This is a genomic window from Neobacillus oceani (genome assembly GCF_046237595.1).
GTDB lineage: Bacteria > Bacillota > Bacilli > Bacillales > Cytobacillaceae > Bacillus_D > Bacillus_D oceani.
Window position 1 is genome coordinate 2632774 of the sequence record NZ_CP143543.1, and the last position, 14369, is coordinate 2647142.

At 42.3% G+C, this 14369-nt stretch carries 16 protein-coding genes; 3 read left to right on the forward strand and 13 right to left on the reverse strand.

All coding sequences use genetic code 11. The features are described from left to right. Positions 1-26 precede the first annotated feature (26 nt). Together V1499_RS13195 and V1499_RS13200 are read left to right on the forward strand one after the other, a co-directional pair. Complete coding sequence (locus V1499_RS13195; RefSeq protein WP_409270372.1) at positions 27-1130, forward strand: GDSL-type esterase/lipase family protein; 1104 nt, start codon at positions 27-29, stop codon at positions 1128-1130. Between the two features lie 54 nt (positions 1131-1184). Continuing rightward, complete coding sequence (locus V1499_RS13200; protein WP_409270373.1) at positions 1185-1784, forward strand: DUF502 domain-containing protein; 600 nt, start codon at positions 1185-1187, stop codon at positions 1782-1784. Positions 1785-1806: 22 nt separating this feature from the next. Here the strand turns inward: V1499_RS13200 and V1499_RS13205 are convergent, their stop codons facing one another. Continuing rightward, entirely contained in the window at positions 1807-2301 is a 495-nt protein-coding gene (locus tag V1499_RS13205) for a PTS glucose transporter subunit IIA (protein ID WP_409270374.1), read from the reverse strand. A gap of 333 nt (positions 2302-2634) precedes the next feature. Then, entirely contained in the window at positions 2635-3693 is a 1059-nt protein-coding gene (rsgA, locus tag V1499_RS13210; RefSeq protein ID WP_409270375.1) for a ribosome small subunit-dependent GTPase A, read from the reverse strand. A 292-nt stretch (positions 3694-3985) separates the two neighbouring features. Here rsgA and V1499_RS13215 point away from each other — a divergent pair, with 292 nt between their 5' ends. After that, positions 3986-4588: a DUF4397 domain-containing protein gene (locus tag V1499_RS13215; protein ID WP_409270376.1), complete on the forward strand. Its 603-nt coding sequence runs from the start codon at positions 3986-3988 to the stop codon at positions 4586-4588. 25 nt (positions 4589-4613) lie between these two features. On the opposite strand, the gene V1499_RS13220 is transcribed toward V1499_RS13215, so the two are convergent. The 11 genes from V1499_RS13220 to V1499_RS13270 all read right to left on the reverse strand — a co-directional run bounded on the left by V1499_RS13220 (position 4614) and on the right by V1499_RS13270 (position 14300). Further along, positions 4614-5192 carry a YpmS family protein gene (locus V1499_RS13220; RefSeq protein ID WP_409270377.1) on the reverse strand — a complete coding sequence of 193 codons (579 nt, stop codon included), beginning with the start codon at positions 5190-5192 and terminating at the stop codon, positions 4614-4616. After that, a complete protein-coding gene (locus V1499_RS13225; RefSeq protein ID WP_409270378.1) occupies positions 5192-6019 on the reverse strand; it encodes an SGNH/GDSL hydrolase family protein in 828 nt (275 codons plus the stop codon). The genes V1499_RS13220 and V1499_RS13225 overlap by 1 nt, the downstream gene beginning before the upstream one ends. 87 nt (positions 6020-6106) lie before the next feature. Next, positions 6107-6697: an SCO family protein gene (locus V1499_RS13230; protein ID WP_409276296.1), complete on the reverse strand. Its 591-nt coding sequence runs from the start codon at positions 6695-6697 to the stop codon at positions 6107-6109. Positions 6698-6765: 68 nt separating this feature from the next. Then, positions 6766-7608, reverse strand: coding sequence for a DegV family protein (locus V1499_RS13235; protein WP_409270379.1), 843 nt, complete (start codon positions 7606-7608; stop codon positions 6766-6768). A 96-nt stretch (positions 7609-7704) separates the two neighbouring features. Next, the gene (locus tag V1499_RS13240; RefSeq protein ID WP_409270380.1) at positions 7705-7956 is read right to left on the reverse strand and encodes a DUF2535 family protein; all 252 of its coding nucleotides are present in this window, start codon (positions 7954-7956) and stop codon (positions 7705-7707) included. Between the two features lie 113 nt (positions 7957-8069). Beyond that, a complete protein-coding gene (locus tag V1499_RS13245; RefSeq protein ID WP_409270381.1) occupies positions 8070-8276 on the reverse strand; it encodes a hypothetical protein in 207 nt (68 codons plus the stop codon). 113 nt (positions 8277-8389) lie between these two features. Next, the gene (locus V1499_RS13250; protein ID WP_409270382.1) at positions 8390-9277 is read right to left on the reverse strand and encodes a hypothetical protein; all 888 of its coding nucleotides are present in this window, start codon (positions 9275-9277) and stop codon (positions 8390-8392) included. Between the two features lie 51 nt (positions 9278-9328). After that, the gene (locus tag V1499_RS13255) at positions 9329-9973 is read right to left on the reverse strand and encodes a TVP38/TMEM64 family protein (protein WP_409270383.1); all 645 of its coding nucleotides are present in this window, start codon (positions 9971-9973) and stop codon (positions 9329-9331) included. Positions 9974-10129: 156 nt separating this feature from the next. After that, positions 10130-12739 (reverse strand): hypothetical protein, encoded by a 2610-nt coding sequence (locus V1499_RS13260; protein WP_409270384.1) that lies wholly within the window; start codon positions 12737-12739, stop codon positions 10130-10132. A gap of 94 nt (positions 12740-12833) precedes the next feature. After that, the gene (locus tag V1499_RS13265) at positions 12834-13721 is read right to left on the reverse strand and encodes a TasA family protein (RefSeq protein WP_409270385.1); all 888 of its coding nucleotides are present in this window, start codon (positions 13719-13721) and stop codon (positions 12834-12836) included. A gap of 72 nt (positions 13722-13793) precedes the next feature. Then, a complete protein-coding gene (locus V1499_RS13270; protein ID WP_409270386.1) occupies positions 13794-14300 on the reverse strand; it encodes a TasA family protein in 507 nt (168 codons plus the stop codon). Between the last annotated feature and the right edge of the window lie 69 nt (positions 14301-14369).

Genomic DNA, 14369 nt, shown 5'->3' on the forward strand with positions numbered 1-14369 from the left:
GATTACAACCAAACGAGGGCTGAAACATGAAAACAACAACTATCAGGAAGCTCATTATTCCGGCAGTGCTCCTCTCTATATTTTTGGGGGTATTTAACCCATTTACCTCCGCTAAGGAAGCCCCCGCCAACACTGGCGGATTTTACAAAAAAATCTCCTCTGGCAGCGACTTCAGCTATATGATTATTGGAGACAGCATTGGAAGAGGGTCTGGTGTAAGCCATCGGGATGAAACATGGTTCGCCATTTTTGAAAAACAAATCAAAAAGGATTTCGGATCCGCTGGCAACAGGCACTCAATCGTACAAAGCGGCGCAACCGCGTTTGAAGGAATTATTAAATACGAAAGGGAAAAACCGGAAACCCCTGTTGACCTTGTGTTCATCGTTTTTGGCGAAAATGACCGGAAATACATGGATGCCAGGCAATTCGCCTTCTTTTATGAACAGCTTATAAGAAAGGTAAAAACCGATCAGCCTTATGCGGAAATCATTACGTTCACGGAGAGCTGCCTTCAATATGAAGAGTTCGCGGAAACAATCAGCTCAATTTCGGCACATTACGGCGCGGTCAATCTCGATATGCGGGTGCCCTTTAGAAAATCCGGCCTCGATACGAAAAAGCTTACCCGCGACCTTGTACACCCGAACAAGCTGGGTTATCAACTTTACGCCAGCGAAATCTCAAGATCTGTTAAAGCTTCTATCCAATCCGATAAAAATGCTGTCTCGTTGCCTACTCCAATCCATACCGGCTTGTCAAAGCAATACATCTCAATTGAAGAACCTTCTAGCAAATCAGGTTTTGTGAAATCAGGAAATGGTTTTTTTAGCAGGGAGAAAGGGAGTTTTATCGAATTTGAATTCAGTGGGGAAATGGTGGGCTATACGGTCGAGCGAGGTCCTGAAGGCGGTGAAGTGGAAGTCTTCATTGATGGGAAATCATTCGGGACCGTTTCAACCTGGTGGCCGTTCAAGAGGGAAAGGAATATTTATTTGGCTGGCTCGCTTGGAAAAGGTCCACACCAAATCCGTTTTGTCCATACAGGTAAAATGTCCAACAACGGCAGCCAGACGGCCAAGCCATCTGCCCATATCAAGGCCATCATTGCTGAAAAAGACACACCATAGTTTCAATCCGGGGTTTCCAGGGCTATAATAGAGGAAAAAACGCCGGAGAGAAGCATGAAGACATTACTGAAGAATTTTATAAATGGAATTATCACGATAGTCCCAATCATTATTGTTGTCTACGTAATTTACAAGACATTCGTATTCCTGGACAGCCTCCTCGGGAATTTCCTGAGACCGTATATGAAAAACGATTATATTCCTGGGATAGGACTTCTGCTGACAGTTGTACTCATTACGTTTCTTGGGTTCCTGTCGACAAGGTATGTGGCTGGAAAGCTGATTCGTTTGATTGACCGGCTCCTTGAACGGATTCCAGTAGTCAAAACGCTTTATTCTGTTATCAAGGACACGGTCCAATCGTTCCTTGGCGAAAAGAAGTCTTTTTCAAAGGTTGCGCTTGTAACAATACCGGGCACAGAAATGAAGTCCCTTGGCTTTATTACATCTGAAAACCTGGAGAGCTTCTATAGCCCTCTTGGAGACCATGTTGCCGTGTACGTCCCACAGACCTTCCAGGTGGCCGGCTTTACGTTCCTGATTCCAAAGGAGCAAGTTGAAATCATTGACGTAAAACCGGAGGAAGCGATGAAATTCATCCTGTCCGGCGGCATGGCCAATAAAGGATCTCAAACCGCCTCCGAGCAAAAATAAAAACCGCTCGAGGGCGGTTTTTTTACTTGGCTGTCAATTTAATAAAAGGAGTCGTCCCGCGTTCCACTTGGCCGGAAGCGAGGATTTCGATATCCATCGAATCGCTGTTCGTAATAACTAGAGGCGTTACTGTGCTTTTGGCTTTTTCTGATACGATCGCCATATCGAACGTTACAAGCTTGTCACCGGCTCTTACCTTGTCGCCTTCACTGACATGCGCCGTAAAGCCCTCCCCTTTCATTGAAACGGTCTCCAAGCCGATATGCAAAAGGATTTCCGCTCCGTTCGCTGCCTTGATGCCAACTGCATGCTTAGTCGGGAATACTTGAATGATTTCTCCATCCACTGGCGAGACAACAACGCCTTCAGTTGGTTCAACTGCAAGGCCGTCCCCCATCATTTTTTGTGAAAAAACGGGATCATCGACATTGTCCAATACAGTTGCCATCCCGGATAACGGGGCAACCAAAACGACTTCCTTAGTTTCTTCTTTTTTACCGAATAATTTTTTGAACATTACAATCATCCTTTCGAATGTAGTCTGCCCTTATTCTATTCCCTGTATTTTAAGAGCTTAACTAAGGATGATTATACCCAAGTAGCTCCAGGAAACAAAACAAGTAGCCTTTTGGTTTTCTTAAAAGGGGTTGGGCATCCTTTGCGAGGAAAGTTTACCTGCCAAGAATTTTTCAAAAATTTAGATAAAGGCGAATGTCTCCTAAAATGGGGTGAATCTTTCGGAAATTGGGGTGAATCCCTTCTCAAATGAGGCAAACCAAATCCCAAAATAGATTTTTATGATCATTTTTTACAAAAACAGGAAAAGAGGCCTGAACAAAGGCCTCTTTCCCTACTTTTTCTTCGTTTTGATTTGCTTATTGATCGCCTTCCAGCGCTTCTTTTCCTCAATCTGGGCGCGTTTGTCCGCCTTCCGCTCAATAAAGGCTAGTTCTTTTTGAAGCTTGTTGTAGCTTGACAGCCTTTCTTCCGTAAGAATGCCGCTCCGAATTGCTTCCTGTACAGCGCAACCTGGTTCATCCGTATGTCGGCAATCCCTGAACCTGCACGATCCGCCCAATTTTTCAATATCGGAAAACGCGCCGGCCAATCCTTCCTGGCTCTCCCACAATTGCAGCTCCCTCATCCCCGGGGTGTCGATCAGGACTGCGCCGCCCGGTAAAAGAACGAGTTCGCGGTGGGTTGTCGTATGGCGTCCTTTGTCATCGTCTTCCCTGATTTCTTTGACCGCCTGCTTTTTTTCGCCGAGCAGGCTATTGGTCAAAGTAGATTTTCCGACCCCCGAGGAACCGAGCAGGGCGACAGTTTTCCCTTCTTCAAGGTACGGTTTCAGCTTGTCGAGCCCTTGGTTCATTTCGGCGCTGACCGGGATAATTGGGACCCCGAGTGCGACAGCTTCGACCTCTGCGACCATAGAGGCCACGTCTGAGCAAAGGTCCGTTTTGGTTAGGACAATCACCGGATTCGCACCGCTTTCCCAAGCAAGAAGCAAATAGCGTTCGATCCGCCGTACATTCAAATCATCATTCAGGCTGTTTACAAGAAAAACGGTATCAACATTAGCGGCTACGATTTGTTCTTCGGCTGTATTGCCGGCCGCCTTCCTCGAAAATTTGCTAAACCTCGGCAGGATTGCATGGATTGTACCAGTTCCTTCTTCTTTCCTAGATGAAAGGATGACCCAGTCGCCTACAGCCGGAAAATCCTCCCTTGAGGCAGCCTCAAACGAAAACTTCCCGGATACTTCGCAAAGGAGTTCGCCTTCTTCCGTCCACACCCTGTACATCCGCTTATGTTCGAGAGCCACTCTTCCTAGGATGCATTCATTTTTTGGAAAATTGGCCAATTCCATTTTCATATCTTCTTTTAAACCACTCATAAATAAATTCACTATGTTTCCCCCTAAAAATAAATAAACCGCAGGCATACACAGCCGCGGTTTGCTTTTAGGGGAATTGGACAAACTTGTCCCTTTGCCTAAATAACCGTACGGGCTGTGCAAGAGTCGACAACAATGGATACAATGCTCATTTTTCTCATTACACTTCACCCGCCTTTTCATAAGATGGTTTTAGTATATTCAATTCTTTTTAAAAAGTAAACAAAATTGTTTCCTGTTTCTGCATATTTGCGTTCCTCTATCCATAGTTTTAGTCGAAAAGCTAAAAATGGGGTGGAAAGAGATGGGGGAATCAAACAAAGCAATATGGAATTTTACGAAACAGGAACCGATTGGAAGGGGCGTAGGCTCAGCATTTCACGTAAACCCTTCAATCGGGATGATTGATGTGTTAATAAATGGCCTCAGGCTTGTTAAAGACTTGTCTTTTAAAAAAAGGAGCCTTCCGTTTGCCCTCCCGGAAGGTAGTTGCCAAATTGACGTTTTTTCCAATGGCGTCTGGGTCGCCACAAATGAGCTGATTGCTGAAAAAGACAAGGAATACTTTATTGCAATTACCGGTACAATCGATGAGGTTGACGTTTTCATCTGCCCAAGTGGAGCAGGAATTCCGCATGGTGAAGCGGCCGCGAGATTCGTCCATCTCGATCCCCTTCTTGGAAAATTGGATGTGTCGGTCAATAAGGGAGATGTCGTTTTCCCAACCCTGTCCTATCTTAACGTGACGGACAGCCTGGCACTCACGCCTTTTTCAGTGAACCTGGAAGCAAGGGCAGCGGGCACTAAAGAAATCCTAATCTCTATGCGGGATGCCCACTTCGAACGGGATACAGCCTACCTCGTCTGCTTCATTGGAAAGGAAGCCGTATTCCTAAAAGAAAAGTGAGTGCCCCATGTTAACGGGGCACTCACTATTTTACCGGGACAAGCAGCGTGAATGAAATATCATCCTTTTCCAGGTCAAATGAATTCGCCTTGAGTTTCACATCGCTCTTTAGCTTCAACTGCTGCATATGGACTACTACCTGGCGTTCATTGGGCCAGATTTCGACGCCTTTTGGAAGTTTGTAGCTTTTCCGGATAAAATCAAGAACATATGGAACCGGAAGGCGCAATTGACCGACAGAGATGGACTTTTGCTTCAGGAGCAAATCGCCATTGTCTAAGGCTTCCGGCACAAATGTCAACTTCATGTTCAACTCCTGGCTAAAAAATGGCACCGTTCCATAAAGCTCAACCTCATCACCTACCCGGACCTGGTAGTTGACCGGGGAATCGGCCACTTCTTTCTCAAGGTAGTGGTTAATAAGCTTGTTCACATCCTCCCTGTTCGTCCGGATGAGAAAGCTGACCATATCGCCATCCTTTACCTTCGTCTGTTCCTGTTTCTTGCCATCAGGCGGAATCATAGCTAGAATCAAAAGGGTCACAACCGCTGCCAATACAACCCCCAATAAAATAAAAAACGCTATTTTCCATTTATTTCTCATCAATATTCTCCCTTATCGTCCTCGCTGGCGGATTTTCTCGCAAAAGCAGGTATCGCATCCTCCTCCAGCGTCTCGTACACTCGCTCCGCAATTAATTCATACCCCTTATCGTTCGGATGAAACTGGTCATTAAACAGCAGGTTCTCTTCTGATGTACCAAACAAATCACTTATTTCAACAAAATACGTATCTGGGTAGCGTTCCAAAAGTGCTTTCCCGCCATCATTCCAGTCCGAAACGATTTGGTCAAGTTCTTTCACGTCGGGAAACCACTGCAGAAATGGATTGTAAATGCCTATAAGGACGATCATCGCATCCGGGTTGAACGACCTAACTTTTTGAATAATTTGGTCAAGGCGCTTAAGATAGGGACGCTCCTCTTTTTCAAAGCTTTCGATCTGCAAATTCAAAATATTATTCCGGGCAACTTTCATGACATCGTTTCCGCCAATCGTGATGACGACCATATCGGCTTCCTTGATTCCAGCCATTACTTTTTTTTGGCTGAGGCGATTAAGAAGCTGTTCACTCCTCGTTCCCTTAATTCCGAAATTTTCGAAACGCGCTTCTTTTATGCCTTTTTCTTTTTCAAGAAACGCCTTTAAATAAGGAAGGTATCCCCCTGTTCGGGTACTGTCGCCAACCCCCTCGGTCAGAGAGTCGCCAATTGCCGCGATAGAAAGCACACGGGGGACGAAATCATCCGGAATGGACCGATTTGTGTCAATCTTCACTTTTTTAACAGGATGGCTGCCTGCAACATTTTCCTGCTGGCAGGAAACAAGTATCAAAACAGCCAGGAATAGTGCAGTAAACTGTCTCCACATGGTGCTCCCTCCCCCAATCAACTCAATTATAATACACCTTTTCATAAATGCCCCATTCCCAAGGAAAGAAAAAAGCCCTAAGTGGGCTTATTGTAAAACTTTAATATCTTCAATAATTTGGTCATATGGAACATCGCTGACCCCGGAATAATACTTTTTCACAAGGCCGTCTTTGCCAACAAGGTAAAAGGTTGTTCCATGAATAACCTGGTCCCCTTCCCTCGGCTTTTTAACAATCGTTTTGAAGTTTTTAAGGGCATATTGTTCAATCTCTTCCTGGCCAAAGCCAGTCAGGAAATCCCAATTTTTATAATCAACTTCGAACTGTTCACCATATTCCTTCAGTACTTCCGGCCTATCAATTTCCGGGTCGACACTGAATGACACAAAGTGTATATTCTCTATTCCCTCTTGTTCCGCCTTTTCCTGTATTTCCACCATATTCGCCGTCATCGGCGGGCAGACCGTGTCACATTCGGTAAAAATGAAGTTGGCCATCCAGACTTTCCCCTTCAGATCTTCAAGTCCGAGCTGTTTTCCACCCTGGGTTGTATACGTAAAATCCTCGAGCGGCCAATTCTGGGCGTTTTCCAGTTCTTTTTTGCCACAGGCTGTCAACAGCAATGCAGCAATGGCGATGCTTAGAAAAATAATTCTTACTTTCAATGATTTCACCATCACTTTTCGATGTATTCGTGAACAGTTTAACAAACGAGTGATGAAGTTGGGAAGGTATTTGCTTACCTTTACTCAAAATAATACATAAGGGCAATCGCACCCGGCCCTGTGTGCGTGCTTACCGTTGAATTCGTATAATCCGTCTCGACACCTTCGTAGCCGGTAAGCTCGTGAATGTTTTCTTTTATCTTTTCTGCAAGCCCGGCCGCGCCAGCATGAGCGATTCCGACACCTTTGACAGTTTTCCCTTTTACATCCTCGGCAAATTGTTTTGCGAGATATTTCACGACCTGCGCATGGCTTCTTACTTTTGCCACTGGCGTGTATTCGGCTCCTTCGAGCGAAGCAATCGGCTTTATGTTCAGGAGTGAACCAAGGAGTGCTTTCCCTTTTCCAATCCTTCCACCCTTTACAAGGTTCTCAAGCGTATCTACCATGATATACAGCTTTGTATTTTCCCTGATTGCTTCAAGCCTCGCAAGGATTTCATCCATTGACTTTCCTTCAGAAGCCATTTCCGCAGCTTCCTTAACCTGAAAGCCGAGCGCTTTCGAAATAAATTTCGAGTCGACAACAGTGACCTTCGCTTCAGACATCGAAGCCGCGCTTTCCGCGGAGCGTACAGTCCCGCTCATTTTTCCGGTCATATGTATCGAAAGGACTTCAAACCCCTCCCTGCCAAGCCGGTCATAGACTTCAAGGAAAGACCCGGTTGAAGGCTGTGAGCTCTTTGGCAGCTCTGACGAATGCTTCATTTTTCCCAAAAAAGCTTCCGGGTCGATATCGACTCCATCGAGGTAAGTCTCCCCGCCCACAGTGATCGCAAGCGGAACCACCTCAATCCCATAACGGGATACTGTCTCCCTGGGTAAATCCATTGTTGAATCGGTTACAATTTTTATTTTAGCCAACTGTTTCACTTCCCTGCTTATGCACTTAGTTCCTATTATACCTGTTCCCAAGAGATGGAGAAATAAAAAGGGACCGGAAATCCCGGTCCCAAGCCATTATGCGTTGTTCTTTAGTTCAACAGACTTGAAAAGCTGCTCATAATCAGGCCATCTCATCGCGCGTTTCAAATAATCCCTAAAGGAATAACACTTTCTAGGATGCTTTTCGCGATAAAGCGAAGTTATGAATGTTTGCAAACGGAATCGGATCATTAAACTATAAGGGTTACCTTCCTCCAATACAGGAATCTCCACAATTTTAACCTTCTGTCCAACAGCATTTTTGAACTCCAGGCTTTTCAATAACAAAATATCAATCCTCTTTTTCTCCCGTTTGATTATATTATACCTTACTTTACGCTCGAAATGTGTCTGATTATGCTCAGATTTCCTAAAATATTTTGTGCTCTCAAAGCAAATTGTTACACTAGCTCCCGCTCTGTGGAAAGGCTTGCCACTTTTGGAAATCCAGCAGCCATATATTCGAGCCGGCCCGGTATACCCCTCGTTTCCGGCGCCTGCAAATTCACCCGCGAAATATCCGTGCCGCACACAGGACAAAGCCACGTCCCGGTCTCACAGCTGCTATATGATGGCTTGCTGCATTCTGTGCATACTTTTTTGTACATCCCCCAACTCTCCCTTACACTTCAATAAAATCTCAATAGCTTTTACTGCCAAGGATATTCAGTCACATATAAAAACAGACCTTGATTTTTCCTATATCCTAATCAAGGTCCCATTAAACATTTTTAGTTATTTTTTTTCGTCTTTGGAAATAAAACTGGAGACTAAAACCTAAACCAATAAGCCCGGCGCCAATTATAATCAAATTGTAAATTGAAGTCGACGTAAACGGCAGCGGACCTCCTGGACCAGTGGGTACAGTTTCATCGGGTATATCAATCACTGGTGTCCCATTGTCCCCGCCAGGTGTTTCATTATCCGGTAATTCTACAGCAGGGGGTTCCTCACTATCCACATCCCCTGGATCTACGGGTTTTTCACCAATCTCATCATCGCCCCCATCTCCAGGACCCTCACCTTCACGAGGGTCATCATCACCTGGAGGTTGCGTTGAAGGTGGTTCTTGTTTTGGAGGATCTTGTTTAGGCGGGTCTTGTTTTGGTGGGTCTTGTTTTGGAGGATCAGGTTCCGGTACCCAAATTGGCGGAATAGTGCCACCGAAAGTGCCTTCTGCATAGAATTTGAATTCGATTTCACTACTTAGTGTTTGATATTCATTGCCCAAAGTTAAAGGTACTTTTATAACAAATAATAATTCTTCGATTTTTCCCTTTTCTATAAATCTTGGAATTAATTTTTCAAAATCCTTTATCTTCCCATCGTATATAACTTGATTTTCACCTATAATTTTTAAGAGCAACTGATTGTAAAAAAGTTCAGAACCACTTGTCAATTTACTAGAGGCGAGATAATTAAAATTTTGTTTTCCGTTATTAACGATTTTAATTGTACCTTCAACTTCATCTCCTGGTGCTAGGTTATTAAGATTAAATAATGCTTTTTCTGGAGATACGGAAATATCAATCTCTTGAGTTGATTCTGCTGATATTGTAAGAGGAATAAAAATAATACGAAAAATAATAGTAAAGGCAGCAATTTTCAAGAATATATGAATTACTTTCCTTATTATACGAATCGCCTCCCTGACAAATTATTATTTGATATTAATGTTTTGGTTTTCAATCGTAAAGGTTTCTTTATTTTGTAACTTTTTCATAACGAGAATACCTACGATAAGGAAATATATCAAATATATTGAGATTGATAAAAAATTATTACGAAAGAATAAGCTTCCCGCAAAAGTAAAAGTAATTATCGAAGGTATTTTCCCCAACAGGGACGCAGAAATAAAAATATGCCAAGGAATCCTACTTAATCCACCAAGTATATTTACTATCGGCGAAGGAATAAAAGGAATTAACCGTACTAACAATATGCTAATAAAGGCATTTTTTTCGAAATAACCTTCGTATTCGTGTATACGTGGGTATTTTTTTATGTAGGATTGTGTCCATTCCTGGAACCCATATCGAGTAAGAAGGAACATCAACATCGTCCCTAAACCTATTCCAATGAGCGAAATTGTTACCCCGAGCCATATTCCGAAAAAGGACCCTAGCATACCTGCAAACAATGAAAAAGGCATAACCGGAAAAAAAACAAGGATAGCAACGAAGATAATACTTAACGGAATAGCTAATGCTTCTCCCTCTTTGATCTTTTCAATAATTGGTTCTTTGTATAAAATTGCCGATGCAATAATAAAACCGGCTATCATAACACTAAATACTTTATTCATTTTCGTGTTCCCCTTATTTTTGATCAAACAAAAGTGGCAAGAAATAAAATTATTAAGGTTCCAGAAAAAATATATTGTTCAGAAAAACGGAAAAAATTCAAAACTCCCCCCAAAGCAAGTATATTTAGATGCTTTGGGGGAAATTATTAATGGCAGTTATTCTTTTTCATTCTCAAAAGTAATTAAGTTTCCTTTGATGAACTTCAAAGAAGCCAGTGAAGAACTATTTGCACTTTGTGCTTCTTTTAACCTTCCTTTAAATTTTGAAGCATCTCCATTTGCCAAGAATTCTATTGTTTTTTCTAACTTAGTGTTAACCGTTGATGCTTGGATTTCTGCAGCTACGGCTTGGGTTTTAAGAACTTCTTGCAAAAACAGCGGCATTTTTTTGAATTCGTATGAGCCAAGTAATGCCTTTAATACAGTGATTTTTTCTTTAGCTTGGGAATTAGCATCTTTTGCTATATTTATATGTCCTTGAACTTCTGCTTTTGTCGCATTTGTATTAAAGCGATCTAATGCAGCTTGCATATCAGTTTTAGCTAACTCACTCTTTTCAATAGCTGCATTAATTACCGCCATAATCGACACTGGTTCTTCATCATTATCATTTATGGTAAAATTTATTTCTTTCGTTGCTATATTACCTGCATAATCAACAGCACTAATTATAACCTTATGGCTGCCTGGGCTTTCTATTTTTGGAAGATTCGCATTGTCACTGTTGATGGTAACAGCATCATTATCATCTATTTTATATGTGACATTACGAACCCCTGCTTCATCATCAGTTGTAGTGAAACCTATAGACACTCCTTCCGTATAGGCACCCCCTTCTTCCACTCCAGAAGAAACAAGTGAAGGTGCCTGCCGGTCGGTCGGTATCATACCAACATGAAGATCGGTTACCTCAGGCGGTACAGTGACGACACGGCTGATTGCATTCTCGAAACCAGGACGGCTAACCAAAACCCTGTAATCCCCTGCGGCTGTATCCCATGCGTATCTGCCATCCGCCCCTGTGACTTGAGGGTTTGTAATCGGGGACAGTCTTCCTGGGTAAGCCTCATCAGTCATATAAACCCAGGTTTCCAGTAACGGATCGTAATATTGAAGTGTTACAGTCGCTCCTGGAAGTCTCCATTCTTCACCCTTCTCAGAATTGTAAATATAGCCGCTTGGATCTATTAATACAATCTGGAAATTCAGTGGAGTTCCAGTGGAATTATCTTGATACCTAGGAACTACCGTAATTGTCATAGGAGAACCCCATAACCCCTTTTCATATGGGACAAATGTGTGGGTCCAATTAATCTTGTTTCCAGAACTCATTTCGGCGGAATACTCTTTACCGTCAGCATCAACAGCAGTTAAAGTGACACCGACTGCCTGCGGATCATTAAATGCAGCATTGACTGTCAAAGGGCTCATCCGGCCGCTTACTGGAATCCCATCCGTAGTTACCCCGTTGCTGCCACCAAGTGTAATATTTGTTGGAACGACAGGCTCTAGTGCTTCTACCTCATATGTTGCTGTTGCAATAGGCTCATTTTTCCCTTCTGCAAAAGCTTTTACAGTGATTTGGTGGTTTCCAGCTACAGTCGGCTGGATTTTCCAGGTTGATTGTTTAGTCATCCCACTTCCAACACTACCCAGAATAACTTCTGGATCAGAATCAACTAAACGAATTCCAGGACCAGATGTTAATTCAAGTCTTACATTATTGAGATTAGACTGAGTTGTGTTCGTAAAATAGGAAATTAGGTTAAATGGTGAGGAAGACCATTCCTCAAAAGTCAAACGCTTTTTGCCGCTTAATACAAGGGTCTCCTTGCCTCCAACTCCTGGCCTTCCAAAATAAGTCGTAATTATTTTTTGCTCACCTGGCGCGAGGGTTTTGGGATTCCACCACATACCAACCCCACTGTCCCCAGTATAACTATTGTCAGAAACAATATAATCCCATTTTGATCCACTTAATCCGCCCCAATTTGCAATTGCAAACCTATCAGGTACAGTAGCATTTCCTCCACGCATTGTATATTGCGCACTTATATCAGGATTATTGAAATCATTAAATACTTGCCAAAAATCTGGAACATTAGTTCCTACATAATCTTTTTCATAGTCAATGGATTCTATTCCATCATTGCTCGGAACTTTAAACGGCGCACTGTCATTTCTATTGACCATTGTATCAAGCATAATGCGAAGCCCTACATCGTGTGGAGCGTCGCCTGTATTCGTAATGATATATCTAATCTGCAATGCATCAGGCTGACCTGTTGCAGGATTCACAGCAGGCTGCAACACTTGTTTAACTGAGATATCGTTCGCTTTCCAAACGGATTCATTTGCTGTGTTGTCATTATTATTTGATGGCGGCTGCATAAACTGACCGTCCGGATTGTTACCATAAACTAAATCTTCTCCATCCACTTTAACCGTAGTATAAGAACTCCACGGTTCGGAAGGCCAGCTGTAAATAATATTGTACCAATTCTCAGAATTTAGCTCTTTTAAGCCAGCGTTAAACCTGCCGTCAGCTCCTACCAAAGCTTGAACAGATTCATTGCCAAAATTACCGTTATTTAAAGCAAGGTTATTAAGACTCAAGCGTGAATTAGACTGAGACGGAAATGGCTTCTCCTTCTTCGATTGGGAAGACTCTGCTCCAAAGGCAACACTCGATAGCAGAGAAAAACACGCCATTAAAACAACCAGGGTAATTGATAAACTCTTTCTAACTTTAGAACTAGATGTCATTTTTCCAATTCCCTCCTAATTTATGAAACATTATTTGAATAATGTTAATCGATAGATAGACCACGGGAAGGCCGTGGTCTATCAAAAAATTAAGTTAGTTGTTGTTTTTTGTTTGTACCCAATCTGTTCCAAAATTGAAGTAAACTTCTTTACCCTGCAGGGCATTTTTATCTACACCAGCTCTTGGGTTTTTCCTGAACTCAAGTGTAAAACCAAGCAACGCAGATTCACCTGGTTTCAAAACAACGTTATGCCTATCAGAGTTGGAATTCTGATTTAGATGATAAGAGTCATTTACAAGTTGATCTAAACGTTTATCATACATTTTCACTACTTTAAATAGGTTATTATTTGTATTTCCATTTCTTTCATTTAATTGATTTAGCATGTATTCATTCACAGCATTAAGTAGCATAGCTACACCTACTTCAGTAGATAAATCTGCATCTGGATTATTGTCCTGCCAAAGTTTATACCCATCATTAACAATTTGCATAACCAAATCCATCTCATCTGGATTCATTCTAGTGATTGGTCGTGCACCTCGATTTTGATCCCATTCCTGTATTTCCCAAATCTTTACTTCTGCTTGACCTGCAAATAACATATCATCTTGATATTGTTGACCAGACGTTATTGGATTTCCATTTGAATCCGCTGTTTTTGCTGTAATAGTTGTTAATTTCGCTTCTAAAGAACCAGTATTTTTAAGAAATAAACCACGGGTGTGCTTATCTCCTGGAGCCCAATATCCGGTTGCCATCGCCCCAAAATTGTTTTCCTTGTTTACAGAATAAAACATCGGACCTTCATTAGGAACATCATCACGTTTAGCTGTAATCTTCAAAGTACCGGCAGTTACCGTATTGGCACCGTTTGTTACAGAATCCTTAAAAAGCGCGTATGTAGCGCCTCCAACAGCAAGTGAAGTGGCTAGTAGACCGGAAATACCCATCAAAGCTATTTTATTTTTCTTTTTCATCATTATCCTCCAATCATTCTTTTGATTTACAAAAGGGATGGTATTGCTACCATCCCTTTAAATTGACTTATCTTAGTTCCAAGAAGATGGGCCGTTGCCAGATCCATTGGTATTATTTTTAGCCTGGACAGATTGGACTTTAACATCCACCGTTCCGTTCACTCCTTGATATTCATTTCCTGCAGCTAGTGGTAGGCTATAAGTAATGGAGAAAGTCTTTGATTGACCTGGTTCCAATTTAACAACATCGGCAGATCCAGTAACAGTTGCTTTGTTTGCCCCTGTAAACAAAGGACCAGAACCAGTAACACTTTCAATTTTCACCCACTCATCTAGGGTGCCATCGTTCCTTACTGTGATTGAACCTGTTCCAGTGTCACCAGGTGCAATATTATTAACCGAGATAGACTTGAAAACGCTACCACCTGTATCATCTACAAGACTTACCGTACCAGTTGCAATCGTATTCCCTGTATTAGTGGCATTCGCTGTGAATAGTGCAAACGTTCCCCCACTAATTGCTGCAATGCCGATCCCTGCTGCCAAGACTGTTCCTGCTAATTGTTTTTTGATACCCATTTGTTTCTTCCTCCTCTTTCTTCCTTAAAATTTTTTTATTGAACTCCTGCAAAGTTACAAAGTATGTAT

Excerpts from the sequence above, each read along its gene's own strand:
- V1499_RS13245 (WP_409270381.1), bottom strand. The coding sequence starts at position 8,276 with ATGTACAAAAAAGTATGCACAGAATGCAGCAAGCCATCATATAGCAGC.
- V1499_RS13260 (WP_409270384.1), bottom strand. The coding sequence starts at position 12,739 with ATGACATCTAGTTCTAAAGTTAGAAAGAGTTTATCAATTACCCTGGTT.
- V1499_RS13265 (WP_409270385.1), bottom strand. The coding sequence starts at position 13,721 with ATGAAAAAGAAAAATAAAATAGCTTTGATGGGTATTTCCGGTCTACTA.
- V1499_RS13230 (WP_409276296.1), bottom strand. The coding sequence starts at position 6,697 with ATGGTGAAATCATTGAAAGTAAGAATTATTTTTCTAAGCATCGCCATT.
- V1499_RS13220 (WP_409270377.1), bottom strand. The coding sequence starts at position 5,192 with ATGAGAAATAAATGGAAAATAGCGTTTTTTATTTTATTGGGGGTTGTA.
- V1499_RS13255 (WP_409270383.1), bottom strand. The coding sequence starts at position 9,973 with ATGAATAAAGTATTTAGTGTTATGATAGCCGGTTTTATTATTGCATCG.
- V1499_RS13215 (WP_409270376.1), top strand. The coding sequence starts at position 3,986 with ATGGGGGAATCAAACAAAGCAATATGGAATTTTACGAAACAGGAACCG.
- V1499_RS13270 (WP_409270386.1), bottom strand. The coding sequence starts at position 14,300 with ATGGGTATCAAAAAACAATTAGCAGGAACAGTCTTGGCAGCAGGGATC.
- V1499_RS13225 (WP_409270378.1), bottom strand. The coding sequence starts at position 6,019 with ATGTGGAGACAGTTTACTGCACTATTCCTGGCTGTTTTGATACTTGTT.
- V1499_RS13205 (WP_409270374.1), bottom strand. The coding sequence starts at position 2,301 with ATGTTCAAAAAATTATTCGGTAAAAAAGAAGAAACTAAGGAAGTCGTT.
- V1499_RS13200 (WP_409270373.1), top strand. The coding sequence starts at position 1,185 with ATGAAGACATTACTGAAGAATTTTATAAATGGAATTATCACGATAGTC.
- V1499_RS13195 (WP_409270372.1), top strand. The coding sequence starts at position 27 with ATGAAAACAACAACTATCAGGAAGCTCATTATTCCGGCAGTGCTCCTC.